General features: G+C 67.5%; 12 protein-coding genes and 1 rRNA gene. 4 read left to right on the top strand and 9 right to left on the bottom strand.

All coding sequences use genetic code 11. The features are described 5' to 3' along the window. Nucleotides 1–154: 154 nt before the first annotated feature. The 9 genes from ACFQ4H_RS24340 to ACFQ4H_RS24300 all read right to left on the bottom strand — a co-directional run bounded on the left by ACFQ4H_RS24340 (nucleotide 155) and on the right by ACFQ4H_RS24300 (nucleotide 7,534). Nucleotides 155–535 carry an immunity 22 family protein gene (locus ACFQ4H_RS24340; RefSeq protein WP_377574481.1) on the bottom strand — a complete coding sequence of 127 codons (381 nt, stop codon included), beginning with the start codon at nucleotides 533–535 and terminating at the stop codon, nucleotides 155–157. A gap of 91 nt (nucleotides 536–626) precedes the next feature. After that, nucleotides 627–851 (bottom strand): DivIVA domain-containing protein, encoded by a 225-nt coding sequence (locus ACFQ4H_RS24335; protein WP_377574478.1) that lies wholly within the window; start codon nucleotides 849–851, stop codon nucleotides 627–629. Nucleotides 852–893: 42 nt separating this feature from the next. Continuing rightward, nucleotides 894–2,069, bottom strand: coding sequence for an RNA-guided endonuclease InsQ/TnpB family protein (locus ACFQ4H_RS24330; protein WP_377574475.1), 1,176 nt, complete (start codon nucleotides 2,067–2,069; stop codon nucleotides 894–896). Continuing rightward, on the bottom strand, nucleotides 2,066–2,488 hold the full coding sequence (tnpA, locus tag ACFQ4H_RS24325) for an IS200/IS605 family transposase (RefSeq protein ID WP_377574472.1): 423 nt from the start codon (nucleotides 2,486–2,488) through the stop codon (nucleotides 2,066–2,068). The genes ACFQ4H_RS24330 and tnpA overlap by 4 nt, the downstream gene beginning before the upstream one ends. Nucleotides 2,489–2,656: 168 nt before the next feature. After that, entirely contained in the window at nucleotides 2,657–3,040 is a 384-nt protein-coding gene (locus tag ACFQ4H_RS24320; protein ID WP_377574469.1) for an ArsC/Spx/MgsR family protein, read from the bottom strand. Between the two features lie 74 nt (nucleotides 3,041–3,114). Then, nucleotides 3,115–3,960, bottom strand: a complete 846-nt coding sequence (locus tag ACFQ4H_RS24315; RefSeq protein ID WP_377574467.1) for a MerR family transcriptional regulator — start codon at nucleotides 3,958–3,960, stop codon at nucleotides 3,115–3,117. Beyond that, nucleotides 3,957–4,730 (bottom strand): hypothetical protein, encoded by a 774-nt coding sequence (locus tag ACFQ4H_RS24310; protein ID WP_377574464.1) that lies wholly within the window; start codon nucleotides 4,728–4,730, stop codon nucleotides 3,957–3,959. Before ACFQ4H_RS24310 ends, ACFQ4H_RS24315 begins: the two co-directional genes overlap by 4 nt. A gap of 61 nt (nucleotides 4,731–4,791) precedes the next feature. Then, nucleotides 4,792–5,094 carry a hypothetical protein gene (locus tag ACFQ4H_RS24305; RefSeq protein WP_377574461.1) on the bottom strand — a complete coding sequence of 101 codons (303 nt, stop codon included), beginning with the start codon at nucleotides 5,092–5,094 and terminating at the stop codon, nucleotides 4,792–4,794. A gap of 211 nt (nucleotides 5,095–5,305) precedes the next feature. Beyond that, nucleotides 5,306–7,534, bottom strand: coding sequence for a HelD family protein (locus ACFQ4H_RS24300; protein ID WP_377574459.1), 2,229 nt, complete (start codon nucleotides 7,532–7,534; stop codon nucleotides 5,306–5,308). Nucleotides 7,535–7,637: 103 nt separating this feature from the next. Between ACFQ4H_RS24300 and ACFQ4H_RS24295 the strand changes: the two genes are divergently transcribed. The 4 genes from ACFQ4H_RS24295 (at nucleotide 7,638) to ACFQ4H_RS24280 (ending at nucleotide 12,860) form a co-directional block, all read left to right on the top strand. After that, the gene (locus ACFQ4H_RS24295; protein ID WP_377574456.1) at nucleotides 7,638–8,267 is read left to right on the top strand and encodes a TetR/AcrR family transcriptional regulator; all 630 of its coding nucleotides are present in this window, start codon (nucleotides 7,638–7,640) and stop codon (nucleotides 8,265–8,267) included. Between the two features lie 60 nt (nucleotides 8,268–8,327). Next, the gene (locus ACFQ4H_RS24290) at nucleotides 8,328–9,236 is read left to right on the top strand and encodes an FtsX-like permease family protein (protein WP_377574454.1); all 909 of its coding nucleotides are present in this window, start codon (nucleotides 8,328–8,330) and stop codon (nucleotides 9,234–9,236) included. A 154-nt stretch (nucleotides 9,237–9,390) separates the two neighbouring features. Further along, entirely contained in the window at nucleotides 9,391–10,686 is a 1,296-nt protein-coding gene (gene tyrS, locus ACFQ4H_RS24285) for a tyrosine--tRNA ligase (protein ID WP_377574451.1), read from the top strand. Between the two features lie 657 nt (nucleotides 10,687–11,343). After that, nucleotides 11,344–12,860, top strand: a 16S ribosomal RNA gene (locus ACFQ4H_RS24280). Nucleotides 12,861–13,115 lie beyond the last annotated feature (255 nt).

The following is a 13,115-nucleotide window of genomic DNA, read 5'->3' as shown; positions in this document are numbered from 1 at the left end:
GAACCCGCCCCGGACGGGTAGGCGCTCGTGGCCGACGCCCCGACACGGCGGCTTCGAGGGCCGGTCCATCCTCAGGCAGAGGAACCCTGGGGGACTGTGGTGCCAGTCGTGTTCGCAGGTTCCGTCGTCACCGGCCATCGGTACCGGTATTGGATCATGACTTTCGATAGTCGAACGAGTTGACGAACACCACCGGCCCGACCGGCTCTGCTGGTGTCCCCTGGTAGTCGGCGTCGTAGAGCACGATGACGGCGTTCGCGTCGACTGTCGGCCGGTCAGCGAGCACGGCGGCCACCGGTGCGGCGAACGACTTCCACCAGGAGTGGCCGAAAACTGCCTGGTCGGCGGTGATCCCGTTGGGGTGGAACTCGGCCTCGAGGAAGTCCTCGTCGAACCAGTCGACCCCGATGTCCGACCAGAAAGGACAGCTGGCCTCGTCCCCGACATGGCCGACTTCGACGTACGTCCGCAGGGCGTCCTCGTCAGCGAGCCGGCCGACCCAGACCGACACCCGGCCATCCTGCTTCACCAGCATCAGCCGAGCCTATCGACATGCGGCCCAACCGGGCGAACATGCGGCCCACCCAGTCGAGCAGACATGCGGCACAACCGGGCAGACACGCGGCCTAACCGAGCAGGTCTGTGACCCGGCGGAGGTGGTCGTCGACCTGGAAACGGTCGTAACCGCGCAACTTCACCGGCAGGCTGACCTCGCGCAGTTCGGACAGCACCGCAGCCCGTAGGGCGGGGTCGCCGGAGACTCGCGCTTCGGCCGCGCGTCGTACGACCGCATCCACCTGGGCGATGTCGTAGCCGCGCAGCACGATCGTGAAGTCGGGCAGAGAATCCATCGCTCGAGTGTGACTCCTCTGACGCATGAATGCGTCAGCTTCTCAGGCCGCGCAAGCGGCCTGACGGGCAAGCCCTGCCCGAAGAATGTTGCTGGCGGCCACCACGTCCGCGTGCCCGGTGTATCCGCAGGCAACGCACACGAAGTCGGCTTGAGTGGTGCGGTTCTCCCGTGTGCAGTGCCGGCAGGCGGGGCATGTACGGGAAGTGTTGGCAGGGTTCACCGCGACCACTGTCCGTCCGGCGCTTTCAGCCTTGGCGGACAGGATCGACAGGAACACCCCCCAACCCGCATCCAGAATCGAACGGTTCAGACCCGCCTTCGCGGCCACATTGACGCCAGGGGCGTCAATGTGACCGCGTGCGGAGCGAGTCATGTTGGCGATGCGCAGGTCTTCGTGCGCGATCAGGTCGTGGTGACGCACCAGCCACAGGGCGGTCTTATGCGCGTGATCAACGCGCTGGCGGCGAACCTTGGCGTGCAGCGCGGCCACACGCTCGCGGACTTTACGTCGACGGTTCGACCCACGCTTGCACCTCGACAACGCGCGCTGCGCCTCGGCCAGCCGGTCACCGTTGCGACGTCCGTGCCGGGGGTTGGGGATCTGCGCCTCGTCGGAGGTAGTCAGAAACGACGCGATACCCATGTCGATCCCCACGGCGCTGCCGGTATGCGCAAGCAGCTTTGCGGGTACGTCATCGCAGGACAGCACCACATACCAGCGCTTGCCTTCGCGTTTGACGCTGATCGTTTTGACGTTGCCTTCGACCTTGCGGTGGGCGTGTACCCGCACATGCCCGATGCCTTGCAGGTAGACGCGGGTCTGGCCACTGTCGGGAGCGGAGTCCCAGCGGCATCCGTCGCGGTCCTTGGGCCAGATCACCGTGTCGAACCACGCCACGCCCTTGAACCTCGGGTAGCCGGGTGTCAGGCCGGCTTTGACCCGGCGGAAGAACGCCGCGAACGCCTTGTCCAGCCGACGCAGGGTGGCCTGCTGGGAGGAAAACGACCACGCCCCGATGTCCGGTCGGGCCGAGCGAATGTCTTTGAGCTGCGCGGCCTGATCCCCATACCGGACCGACACCTTCGCCTTTCGGTAGGCGTCTCGGCGCTCTTGCAGGGCGGCGTTGTACAGCTCTCGGTGCGCGGCCAGGCACGCGGTCAGCGCTTGAGTCTGCTTGACCGTGGGACGCAGCAGGAACTTGTACGCGCGCCTCACCCGGTCTTCTCCTTGCGCCACGGCCGCTCGTACTGGGTGTCGATGTACCGGCGGACCGTCTCGGCCGAGACCGACCCGACGGTAGCGGCGAAATACGACCGAGACCACAGGGTGGGCAGCCGGGAGCGCAGCGACGCGAACTCTTCCCGCAACACGCGGGAAGTGAAACCCTTGATTTGGTTGGCGATATGCGCTGGGGAGTCTTTGGGGTGTGCCTTGACGAACAGGTACACGTGGTCGGGCATGACCTCCAAAGCCATGATCTGCCAGTCGTGCTCGCCGCACTTGGCTCGGATCAACTCTTCGCACCGCTGCGCGACCATGCCGGTCAGCACGGGGCGACGGTACTTCGGGCACCACACCACGTGGTACCCGAGGTCATACACGCCCCCGGCTGAAACCTGCACAACGCGAGCCATCACACGAATCTATACAACCCCTGTGTCTACTAGTGATATGGGTTGGTGGCAGACGACGACGCTGACGCGTCGCCTTCCCTTGTCCCGCTACGCGGGCTGCCCGAATCCCCTGCCGCCTAAAGGCGACAGTCCCACCGGAGGTATTCGATGGCGGTCCTGATCAATAGCTCAACTCGGGTCGGAAGTGCGGTGGGTACGCCGTACGGCCTCGTCCAGGGCCTCCGGGGTCCGGCCGACCAGTGCCGAACCGTCGTCGAGCAGGAGGATCGGGCGTTGGATCAGTTCCGGTGACTCCACCATCGCGTCGATCCAGCGTTGCACGTTCGCCTCGTCGCGTGGCCAGTCCGCGATGCCACGCGCCACGGCGGCCGGTTCACCGGTACGGCAGATGTCCCACGGCTGGGCGTCGAGCCGGCGCAGCACGTCGGCCAGTTCGGTCGCGGTTGGCGGCTGGTCCAGGTAGGCGCGTAGCCGGTAGGGCACCCGGGCGGCAGCCAACGTGTCGCGGGCACCGGCACACTTCGAGCAGGACGGGTTGTTCCACAGCTCCATGCCGACGATCCTCGCAGACGGCCAGAGGTCGACCCCGTACCGGTGGACACGCCGTGGCAGACCAGGCGGAATGCTCAGCTGCGCCGCAACGCCATCGCCACCTCGACCCCGACACTCTCACCCGCTTCGAACAGCCCGATCTGCCGCAGGCTGGACAGGTCCACCGCCGCACCCCGAGCCTCGGCCTCGACCAGCAGGGCCACCACCGCCGGGTGGGTGGCTCCCTCGACCAACGGGATCGGATCGTCATGGCGCCACCGCACCACCAACTCCGTCCCGGCTGACACCTGACCGACCTCGGTCGTCCAGCCGGGCACCGACCAGTCCGCTGGTACGGGCCGGGCGACCGGCCAGCAGCACAGCAGGTCGATGGTCGTACCTTCCTCGGTGCCTGGCCGGAACGACGACCAGAACGGGCCGATCGGAGCGTTGCCCTCGGCGGACAGGGCATGCCACAGCGCGGCGAAGCCCTCGTTCGCCCGTTCATCGGCCGCTTCGATGTCGCCTTCGTCGTTCGCCGCGACGTCGGTCACCGGTAGCCGGACACCCACCCAGTGCTGGGCGGTCGACCGGCGCTCCTCGACGGTCCAGCGCCAACCGTCGCCACCCAGCAGCGGCTGGAGGACGGCCAGCGCGGCGTCCTGCCGCTGGCGTTCGGCGGCGATCCGGGCCCGGTGTTCGGCCAGCACCACCTCGGCCTCCCGCGGGTCGTCGAGTGCGCGGGCGGCGTCGGCCAGGGAGACCCCGGCCGCCCGCAGCGCCTTGAGCCGGATCGCCGGGGCCAGTTGTGCGGGTGTGTAGCGCCGGTACCGGGACCAGGGGTCGACCGCCGCCGGTACCAGCAGCCCTCGTTCGTCGTAGAGCCGCAGCGCCTTCACACCCAGCCCGGTCAGCTCCGCGAACTCCCCGATGTTCATCATGCGAACCAGTCTGGAGTCTCCTCCTGGGGCAGGGTCCAACTCGCTGCCGAGAAACGTGGCGGACGGTCACCGGGTGAGCATGCCGACCAGTTGGGCCGCGTCCAGCAGGTCGACCCGGTTGGCGTCCAGCTCCGCCCGGTGCAGGGCGTACACCTGTGAACCGCAGGCGCGGCATCGGCGACCGTCGACACCAGGGCGTCACCATCATCGGTACGACCGGCCAGCGCCACCAGCCGGCGGAGCAGCTCACCCGGACGTTGAGCGGCCAGTCGTACGACGGTCTCCAGGTCGCCGGCGTTCATGGCCGCCTCGACCCGCGCTGCCCAGCCGCGCAGCCGCAGCCGGTTCCCGTCGCGGCGCAGCACCTCCGAGTGTTCGTGGGCGGTCTGCGCCAGCAGCCGCCCGAGCCGGGTCGACTCGTTGACGGTGGTACGGCGCAGGACAGCGAACGCCACCGCTGCCCGGGGGTGCCGGTGCGCCTGTTCGAACGGGTGCAACTGCTCGGCCGCGTGCAGCCAGCCGGTGCGGTGTCGGCGCAGGTCCTCCGCCACCGCGGCCAGTGTCAGCGTGTCGAGCCGGTCGAGCAGCGCCCGGCGTACCCGGCGCGGCAGCGAGTGGTGCCGCTGCGGCGGGTCGACCAGGCCGGGGTCGCCGCCGTGCAGCACGTACAGCAGGCGCAGCACGTCGGTGGCCGTGCCGATGTGCGTGGCCAGCAGATCGGGCAGCCGCCGGGTTATTGCCCGGTCCGTGCCGGTAACCGTGACCGGCACGGACAGCCGAACGTGGTGAGACACCGTCGATGATCAGCCGGACCAGCCGGCCGTGCGGTGGTCAGCCGCAGGTGAAGTTCGTCGACGACCGGCCGCCGGAGAACGTCACCCGTACGCTGTGGCTGGTGCCGGGCGTGCAGCTGCCGCCGGCGGAGGATTGGTCGTTGGCACCCGGCTGGAGCACGCCGTCGTAGTACCAGCGCTGGCTGCTGTAGCCGCTGGGGAGGTAGCAGTCCCAGTAGCCCGTTTCGCTTTCACATTCGACCAGCGACGCGGCCGATGCCGGTCCGGGTACCAGAGCTGCGGCTGCCCCGGCCGCCAGGGCCGCGATTGCCAGAGCGGCGATGCGAGCACGTACTGCCATAGCGTCTCCCTCTACACCAGCGAAACAACCACCGCCCCGGCTGGGACGCCGGAGACGGTGGACCGTGGCAGCAATGTAATTAAATATCGAGATGCCTACAAGGGTCGTTGGTTTCTTTCATGTCGATGACCGAGCTGGTAGGCGTCGGTGGCCGCGCCGACAGGTCGAGACCCCGGTGTCCGGTCAGCGGATCCCCGAAGGGATGGCCCCGCTACCGCTCGAGTGGGGCGGGCAGGTCCCGACTGTGCAGGATGTCCAGACGGGATACGGCCCGGGTCAGCACCACATAGAGCCGGTGGGCCCCGCGCGGCTCGGCCGCCACGATGTCGGCCGGTTCGACGACGACGACGTGGTCGTATTCGAGCCCCTTCGCCAAGCCAGCCGGCAGCACGGTAACCCGGCCGACGGCGTCCGTCCGGCCGGTGGCTGCGGTATCCGCCGCCGTAGTGGCGATACCGGCCGAGCGCAGCGCCTCGGCCAGTCGGGGCAGTTCCCGGTCGGTGGCGATGACGGCGACGGAGCCCGGCTGGCGCAGCGCGGACCGTACGGTAGCGACCGTGGCCGCCGGCAGGTCGGCGACCCGCTCGACGTGCAACTGACCGTCGGAGCGCAGCGAGCGGGCCCGGGGCACGTCCACGTCGAGTACGGCCAGTAGACGGTTGGCCAGGTCGAGCACGGCGGCCGGAACCCGGAATCCCGTGGTGAGGGGGAGTACCGGCGCGTTGGGCTTACCGAGGTGGACGAGCTGTTCCGCCCAGGTCCGTGCGGCCCACGGGGTGGTCGCCTGAGCCAGGTCACCCAGCACGGTGAGTGAACCGTGCTCGTTGCGTCGGGCGATCGCCCGGCACTGCATCGGGGAAAGGTCCTGTGCCTCGTCGACGACGATGTGGCCGAAGCCCTCCGGGCGTTCGACCAGTCCGGCGGCCTCGTCGACGAGGAGCAGGTCGGCGCTGGTCCACGCCGCACTTCTCGCTTTGACCGGCCGACGCCACCGGATCGTCGCCTGCTCGTCGACGCTCAGTACGCCGTCGGCGGCCCGGGCCAGCACCGCCGGGTCGCCGAGGACGGACGCGACCAGGTCCTCGGGGCGTACGGCCGGCCACACCGCGTCGAGGAATGCGGTGACCGGACGGCAGCGGCTCATCCGGCGTACCCAGGCGGCACCGGGAGTGTCCCGGGTCTCCGCGTGCCGTTGCAGCATCGCCACCGTACGGGCCCGTAGCCGTTCCCGGCCCAGACCGTACGGGAGTTCCTCGTCGCGTATCTCGGCGACCAGGCGGCGTAGCGTCTCGGTGGAGACCCGCCAGCGGAACGACCCGTCCGGTACGGTCAGCGGCTCGGTCGGCTCGACCAGGTGGGCGTAGAGCGCGCGACGCAGCACGGTTGCCATCCGTACGTCGTGTTTGACCGCCACCGCCGCGGTGCTGTCCTCGCCACGGACCGGATGGCGGGCCAGCAGGTCCTCCAGCGTCGACTGCCGGATGTCGACCTCGCCGAGCGCCGGGAGTACGCCCGAGACGTAGCGGAGAAAGGCGGTGTTCGGTCCGAGGACCAACACACCTGCCCGGTCGAGTCGTTGCTGGTACGTGTAGAGCAGGTACGCCGCCCGGTGCAGTCCCACCGCCGTCTTGCCGGTGCCGGGTGCGCCCTGCACACAGAGCGACTCGTCCAGCCCGGCCCGCACCAGCCGGTCCTGTTCCGGCTGGATGGTGGCCACGATGTCACGCATCGGGCCGACCCGGGGTCGCTCGATCTCGGCCTGTACCAGCCGGCTCAACTCGCTGGCGACATCAGGCCCGGGCTGCTGCCCGCCGGTCGGGGGCAGGTGTTCGTCCGGCCCGGTCAGGTGTTCGTCCTCGAAGCCGGTCAGCTCCGCCGGGCGGTTTCGCCGGGTCGTCCAGCCGAACCTGCGGCGGACCCGTACGCCCTGCGAATCGGTCCGGCTGGCCTGGTAGAACACCCGGGACACCGGGGCGCGCCAGTCGAGCACCAGGGGTGTGCCGGCCTGGTCGGCAAGGTGTCGGCGGCCGATGTAGTAACGCTGTCCGCCGTGGTCGCCGGCTTCCGGTCCGGTCCCGAAGTCGAGCCGGCCGAAGTACAGCGGGCTTCCCGGTTCCTCCGTCAGCACCTTTGCCTGGCCACGCAGCATTCGGCCGAGGGTCTCGGCGGTGTAGCCGTCGCCGGCGATGTCCGCCCCGGTCGCGGCCCGCATACGTGCCGTCTGGATCAGGTGGTCCAGGGCGGCCCGCGCGGCGGAGAGATACCGGTGCTCGCTGGCGAGTTCCTGGTCGAGGCCGCCGAGCCCATCGGCTCGGTCGAGTTGGTGGTGGTCGTCGGGTCGCTCGGGTTGGTGGTGGTTCTCGGGTTGGTCGTGCTTCTCGGGTCGGTAGTGGTTCTCGGGTCGCTCGTGGGCGAGCGGCCGGGTGTCGGGTGAAGCCATGGGTGACCTTCCATCTGCAACGAGCGGCAGTCATACTTTACCCGGTTAAAAAACTGACTTGGAAAAGTTTCTAACCGAGTATGGTCAGTGCTACCTTCGGTCTGTGCAGACACCGACCGGCCTACGCGAGCGCAAGCGGGAGCGGACGCATCAGGCGATCTCGTCAGCGGCCATCTCGCTGTTCCTCGCCCGGGGGTTCGACCAGGTCTCGGTGGCCGAGGTGGCAGCCGCCGCCGAGGTTTCCAAGCCCACCCTGTTCAAGTACTTCCCCACCAAGGAGGACCTGGTCCTGCACCGGATCGCCGACCATGGCGAAGAAGCCGCCCGGGTGGTCCGGAATCGTGCTCCCGGCGAGCTGCCGCTGACCGCCCTGCACCGCCACTTCACCGACGGGCTCCGCCGTCGGGATCCGGTGACCGGGCTCAACGACCACCCCGAGGTGCTGGCCTACCACCGAATGGTCTTCTCGACGCCCAGCCTGGTCGCCAGGATTGCCCAACACGCCGAGTGTGACGAGTCGGCCCTGACGCAGGCGTTGGTCGAAGCGGGCCTCGCTGACCTGACCGCACGGCTGGTGGCCGGCCAGGCAGTGACCGTGCAGCGAATCCTCGCCCGGCGCAACTGGCGTCAACTCGCCGACGGGGCCGGCGCGGACGACGTCTACCCCGGCGCGGTGCGGGACGCCGACCAGGCATTCCAGCTTCTGCAAGCGGGGTTGGCCGGCGTCGAGTAGGTCGCTTCGCGTTACTGCGACTCACATCCCCGCCGAGCCCACGACGGTGCGCCCACCCGCATGGGCCGGTTCGCGGCGAACCTACCCCTGGCCGGCCGGCTCGCCCTGCGACACGCGGCCCGGCGCCGGCTGCGGAGCGGAGCTGCCGTGGCGGCGTCACCGCCGCAGTCGCCAGCAGTGTGGCGTTGCCCCTGGTCGGCGGTGCTCAGGGCGAGACGCCACCGGCACTATCGTCGGCCCGCCCGGGGACAGATCCTGCCGCCCGCCGAAGTCAGCGATCTGCTCGGTTCGGACGGGATACGACGACTGGCACAGGCCCTGCCGACCCGGGCGGCAACCCAACTTCGACTGGTCACCGACTCCCCGGATGGTGATGTCCTCATCCCGATCTTCAACGGTCCGGCAACGGCCGAGACACCCACCGCGATGAACGCCATGGACCAACCGGAGATCACGATCGGTGGCGCCGAAACCATCCGGACGGTCACCGGGCGGGAGGCCACCGTGCTGCTGCGGGCACAGCTCGACGCCAGCCCGGTTCCGGCCGCGCCGATCGCGGTCAAGTTGGCAGACGGGCGAGTCGCCACCGGTGAGACAAACGCGATGTACTACGTGCTGGCCGCGATCAGCGTGGCGATCACGGTGACGGCCGGTATCGCCGCGGTCGGCTTGGCCGCCTCGGAGCTGCGTGGTGACCTGTCCACCATGACCGCGGTCGGTGCCACGCCCCGGGTACGCCGGCGGATGGCCGCCGCACAGGCTGCCGTGGTCGTCGGGTTCGGCGCTCCGCTCGGGTCGTTGGCCGGGATCGGCCCGGCCGCCGAGCACGTCGCCTACAGCACCGAGATCGACTGGCACCCGCCGTGGCTGGCCCTGCTTGCGGTCGTTGTGCTCCCCCCGTTGCTGGCCGTACTGGTTGCCCCGGTGCTGAGCCGCGACCGGGTACCGCCGGTGCGGCGGATGGCCTGACGCGTCGCGGCCCTCGATCATCGGTCCAGGGCTCGTCGGGCCGCGGCCGAGGACGCAAAACCGGGGAACCGGGAGCGGATACCGGCCCGGTCCGCGTTGCTGACCTGCCGAACCGGGTACGGCTGGACATGCCGGATGGGGGAGAATCCCCACCGTGACCGATAGCAGCCTTCCACCCGCCGAGCACCAGGGCGGGGACCAACTGATCGACGACCTGCAGTGGCGGGGCCTGATCCAGGACTCCACCAACATCGACGAACTGCGCCAGCAGTTGGCCGGTGGCCCGGTGACGTTCTATGTCGGCTTCGACCCCACCGCATCGAGCCTGCACGTCGGCCACCTGGTGCAGGTCCTGACCGCGCGACGGTTGCAGCGGGCCGGTCACCGTCCGTTGCTGCTGGTCGGTGGTGCGACCGGACAGATCGGCGACCCGAAGGAGGCGGGCGAGCGGGTGCTCAACCCGCCGGAGGTCGTGGCTGGCTGGGTGGAACGGATCCGGCAGCAGCTCGACCCGTTCGTCACCTACGACGGGGAGAGCGCCGCTCGGATGGTCAACAACCTCGACTGGACCGACACCATGTCGGTGGTCGAGTTCCTCCGTGACGTCGGTAAGCACTTCCCGGTCAACAAGATGCTGGCCCGCGAGGTGGTCAAGGCCCGGCTGGAGGCCGGCATCAGCTTCACCGAGTTCAGCTACCAACTGCTCCAGGCCAACGACTTCTTCGAGCTGCACCGACGGTACGGCTGCACGCTCCAGTTCGGCGGTTCCGACCAGTGGGGCAACATCACCGCCGGGGTGGACTACATCCGACGCCGGGGCGGGGGACCGGTCCAGGCCTTCGTGACCCCGCTGGTCACCAAGGCCGACGGCACCAAGTTCGGCAAGACCGAGGGCGGGGCGGTCTGGCTCGACCCCGCGATGACCAGCCCGTACGCGTTCTACCAGTTCTGGATCAACGCGGATGACCGGGACGTGGTCCGCTACCTGCGCTACTTCAGCTTCCGGTCACGTGAGGAGATCGAGGAGCTGGCGAAGGCGACCGAGGAGCGCCCCGCTGCCCGGCTGGCCCAGCGCGCCCTGGCCGAGGAACTGACCACGCTGGTGCATGGCGAGGAGGAGACCCGGCAGGCGGTGGCGGCAAGCCAGGCACTGTTCGGACGGGGCTCACTGGACGAGTTGTCCCCCGAGACGCTGCGGGCGGCGTTGTCCGAGGCCGGTCTGGTGCAGTTGGCCGAGCTGCCTCCGGTGGCGGCGCTGCTCAAGGAGACCGGGCTGGTGAGCAGCCTGAACGAGGCCCGTCGGGCGATCACCGAAGGTGGCGCGTACGTCAACAACCAGCGGGTTTCCGACGTCGACGCGACCGTCGGCGCCGACGCGCTGCTACACGGGCGGTTCCTGGTCCTGCGTCGGGGCAAGCGTTCGTTTGCCGGTGTCGAACTCGCCGGATAGTCAGATGTCATTGGTGTGACGCGGAACGCGGCGGGCGGATTTGACGATCATTCTGTCCGCCGCGTAACTTTCTCTCTGCCCGCAGGGAGACGGACGAACCGGAGCGAAACGCAACGGGAGGCCGGCCTGGGGGACAACCCCAGGATCGAACGAGCGGGCGACCGCAGTACGATGCTGGACTGGGCGGTGTGGCGCCAGGCGAACCGGAACTCGGGTCGATTTGGCGTTGCGAGACCGACCAGGTATGGTTGACGGTCGGCAGGGCACCGGGCGAGCGTGCGGGTCACTTCGAACCGCAGAGACCGGCCTGCTAAATTCCAAAGAATAGGTCGACGAGATTTCGTTGCGCCGATTTTGAGGAATTGGGACCGGCCGTTAAGTCGGCAGATTCGGGTGAGACCGGATTTGACAGACAGAAACGGTGAGGTAAAGTAGTAAAGGCGCCCGGCGGAAACGGCGGGAGCGGAACGAAAGCCCCGGATGGCGGGCCTGCTGAGCGGGTTTGTTTGATGGTGTGTGTTTGTTCTTTGAGAACTCAACAGGGTGCTTGATAAGCCAGTGCCAAGTTTTTGAAACCCCGGCCAGGCTGGTTCTTCGGGATTGGTTTGGTTGGATTCCTTTGGCAACTATGTTGCCGGGACGCTTTTCCAAAGGTTTTTGTTGGAGAGTTTGATCCTGGCTCAGGACGAACGCTGGCGGCGTGCTTAACACATGCAAGTCGAGCGGAAAGGCCCTTCGGGGTACTCGAGCGGCGAACGGGTGAGTAACACGTGAGTAACCTGCCCTAGGCTTTGGGATAACCCTCGGAAACGGGGGCTAATACCGAATATGACTTCCTGCCGCATGGTGGGGGGTGGAAAGTTTTTCGGCCTGGGATGGACTCGCGGCCTATCAGCTTGTTGGTGGGGTAACGGCCTACCAAGGCGACGACGGGTAGCCGGCCTGAGAGGGCGACCGGCCACACTGGGACTGAGACACGGCCCAGACTCCTACGGGAGGCAGCAGTGGGGAATATTGCACAATGGGCGAAAGCCTGATGCAGCGACGCCGCGTGAGGGATGACGGCCTTCGGGTTGTAAACCTCTTTCAGCAGGGACGAAGCGTAAGTGACGGTACCTGCAGAAGAAGCGCCGGCCAACTACGTGCCAGCAGCCGCGGTAAGACGTAGGGCGCGAGCGTTGTCCGGATTTATTGGGCGTAAAGAGCTCGTAGGCGGCTTGTCGCGTCGACTGTGAAAACCCACAGCTCAACTGTGGGCCTGCAGTCGATACGGGCAGGCTAGAGTTCGGTAGGGGAGACTGGAATTCCTGGTGTAGCGGTGGAATGCGCAGATATCAGGAGGAACACCGGTGGCGAAGGCGGGTCTCTGGGCCGATACTGACGCTGAGGAGCGAAAGCGTGGGGAGCGAACAGGATTAGATACCCTGGTAGTCCACGCTGTAAACGTTGGGCGCTAGGTGTGGGGGGCCTCTCCGGTCCTCTGTGCCGCAGCTAACGCATTAAGCGCCCCGCCTGGGGAGTACGGCCGCAAGGCTAAAACTCAAAGGAATTGACGGGGGCCCGCACAAGCGGCGGAGCATGCGGATTAATTCGATGCAACGCGAAGAACCTTACCTGGGTTTGACATGTTCGGAAATCCGGCAGAGATGTCGGGTCCTTCGGGGCCGTTCACAGGTGGTGCATGGCTGTCGTCAGCTCGTGTCGTGAGATGTTGGGTTAAGTCCCGCAACGAGCGCAACCCTCGTTCGATGTTGCCAGCGCGTTATGGCGGGGACTCATCGAAGACTGCCGGGGTCAACTCGGAGGAAGGTGGGGATGACGTCAAGTCATCATGCCCCTTATGTCCAGGGCTTCACGCATGCTACAATGGCCGGTACAATGGGCTGCGATACCGTGAGGTGGAGCGAATCCCAAAAAGCCGGTCTCAGTTCGGATCGGGGTCTGCAACTCGACCCCGTGAAGTCGGAGTCGCTAGTAATCGCAGATCAGCAACGCTGCGGTGAATACGTTCCCGGGCCTTGTACACACCGCCCGTCACGTCACGAAAGTCGGCAACACCCGAAGCCGGTGGCCCAACCCCTTGTGGGAGGGAGCCGTCGAAGGTGGGGCTGGCGATTGGGACGAAGTCGTAACAAGGTAGCCGTACCGGAAGGTGCGGCTGGATCACCTCCTTTCTAAGGAGCACCATCCGTCGAAGGACGGTATGGAGCCCGCGACCTGCGAATGTCAGGTTGGGGTGCTCATTTGGCGGAGACACTGGTGAGTCTGCTGTTGGCAACGGCCGGCCTTTTCTAGTACAGCCACTTTGTGGTGGGAACGATGTGGGTTGGTGCGGCTGGTGGTGGGTGTAGAGCATCCTGTTGGGTCCTGAGGGAACAAACACTTGTGTTTGGTTCTTCTGGTTGTTTGCCAGGCATGGCCTGGTGCCG

It is taken from the genome of Micromonospora sonneratiae, from assembly GCF_042679305.1.
In the GTDB taxonomy this organism is placed as follows: Bacteria; Actinomycetota; Actinomycetes; order Mycobacteriales; family Micromonosporaceae; genus Micromonospora_H; species Micromonospora_H sonneratiae.
The sequence above is the reverse complement of the archived record's forward strand: the minus strand, read 5'-3'. Positions and strand labels throughout refer to the sequence as shown.